At 50.1% G+C, this 1749-nt stretch carries 2 protein-coding genes; both read left to right on the top strand.

The annotated features are described in order from the left end of the window. Positions 1-593 (top strand): flagellar basal body L-ring protein FlgH (gene flgH, locus R7R78_RS23910; protein WP_225474352.1); only part of this gene is annotated, 593 nt, incomplete at its 5' end. Further along, positions 593-1714 carry a flagellar basal body P-ring protein FlgI gene (locus tag R7R78_RS23905; RefSeq protein WP_225474351.1) on the top strand — a complete coding sequence of 374 codons (1122 nt, stop codon included), beginning with the start codon at positions 593-595 and terminating at the stop codon, positions 1712-1714. The genes flgH and R7R78_RS23905, both read left to right, overlap by 1 nt. The last annotated feature ends 35 nt before the right edge of the window (positions 1715-1749 follow it).

Genomic DNA, 1749 nt, shown 5'->3' with positions numbered 1-1749 from the left:
CTCAGCCAAATGCTGAGGAGTATGCGCCGCCGAAGTTGGATTACACCTTACCAGACGCTCAATCTGGTAGCCTTTATCGTCACCAATACACGATGACTCTATTCCAAGATCGTCGTGCGTACCGAGTCGGTGATGTGTTAACCGTGGTGCTTTCTGAAGAGACTTCTTCAAGCAAAAAAGCCGGAACCAAATTTGGTAAGAGCTCAGCGGTGAACTTTGCTGCGCCAACCATCGGCACTAAAAAGTTTGATGAACTTGGTGTGAGCATTGACGACAGCCGAAATTTCGATGGCAGTGCGTCTAGCTCGCAAGGCAACAAGCTCCAAGGTGCTATCACGGTCACGGTGCATGACGTGTTGCCAAATGGCGTATTGCGCATCAGTGGCGAAAAGTGGCTGCGCTTAAATCAAGGTGATGAATTTATCCGTTTGACGGGCATTGTTCGCGTCGATGACATCACTCGCAATAACCAAGTTTCTTCTCAACGAATTGCGGATGCTCGCATCACTTACGCTGGTCGTGGCGCATTGGCAGACAGCAACGCTGCTGGGTGGCTGACTCAGTTCTTTAACAGCCCATGGGTACCATTCTAATGAAGCCAATCAATACCTTATTTTCGTCTTTCCTACTGGCATTGACCTTAGGGCTTCCTGCGACTTCACAGGCTGAAGTGGAAATTCCTATTATGGATTTGGTGGATGTTCGAGGCATCCGCGAAAACCAATTAGTCGGTTACGGTTTGGTGGTTGGTCTTGCCGGCCAAGGTGACCGCAACCAAGTAAAATTTACCTCACAGTCCATCACCAACATGTTGCGCCAATTTGGTGTTCAGATTGATGACAGCATGGACCCTAAACTGCGCAACGTAGCATCGGTAAGCGTGACGGCATCGGTAGACCCTATGGCGGGGCCGGGCCAAACCTTAGATGTGGTCGTATCATCCATTGGTGATGCGAAAAGCTTGCGCGGCGGTACGCTGCTTCTTACGCCGCTACGCGGTATCGATGGTGAAGTGTACGCCATCGCGCAAGGTAGCGTAGTTGTGGGCGGTTTATCTGCCGAAGGTAAAAGTGGTTCGAAAGTCGAAGTGAATACGCCAACAGCGGGTCGTGTGCCGAATGGTGCAACGCTAGAGCGCGAAATCAAAACAGACTTCAACCAGCGCGATGAAATCACGTTAAACCTGCGCAAACCAAGTTTCACCACTGCAAAAAACATCGCACGTGAAATCAACAATACGTTTGGTCCGAACGTGGCTGTTGCCATCAACAAAGCACGCGTGGATATGCGAGCGCCGAAAGACACGCAACAACGCGTGATCATGATGTCGATGCTGGAAGAGATGAGCGTCGTAGAAGGTCGTAAGCCTGCACGTATCGCCTTCAACTCCCGTACTGGCACCGTGGTGATTGGCAAGAATGTCAAAGTTGGCGAAGCGGCAGTAAGCCACGGCAACTTGACGGTGCGAATTTCAGAATCAGAAAAAGTCAGCCAGCCGAATGCGTTTGCTGATGGTGAGACAAAAGTCGTGAATCAAACGGATATTGATGTAAACGAAGAGCTCGCTCAAATGGTGATTTGGCCTCCGGGCACAGAGCTCAATACCATTGTCGATGCAGTCAACAGCTTAGGTGCAACCCCAACCGATTTAATGTCGATTCTTCAGGCACTAAATGAAGCGGGCGCGTTGAATGCTGAACTGGTCGTGATTTAAGGAGTGAACGATGAAACTAGACGGTAGCAGCGATA

Source organism: Vibrio sp. 2134-1 (assembly GCF_033339495.1).
The sequence above is the reverse complement of the archived record's forward strand: the minus strand, read 5'-3'. Positions and strand labels throughout refer to the sequence as shown.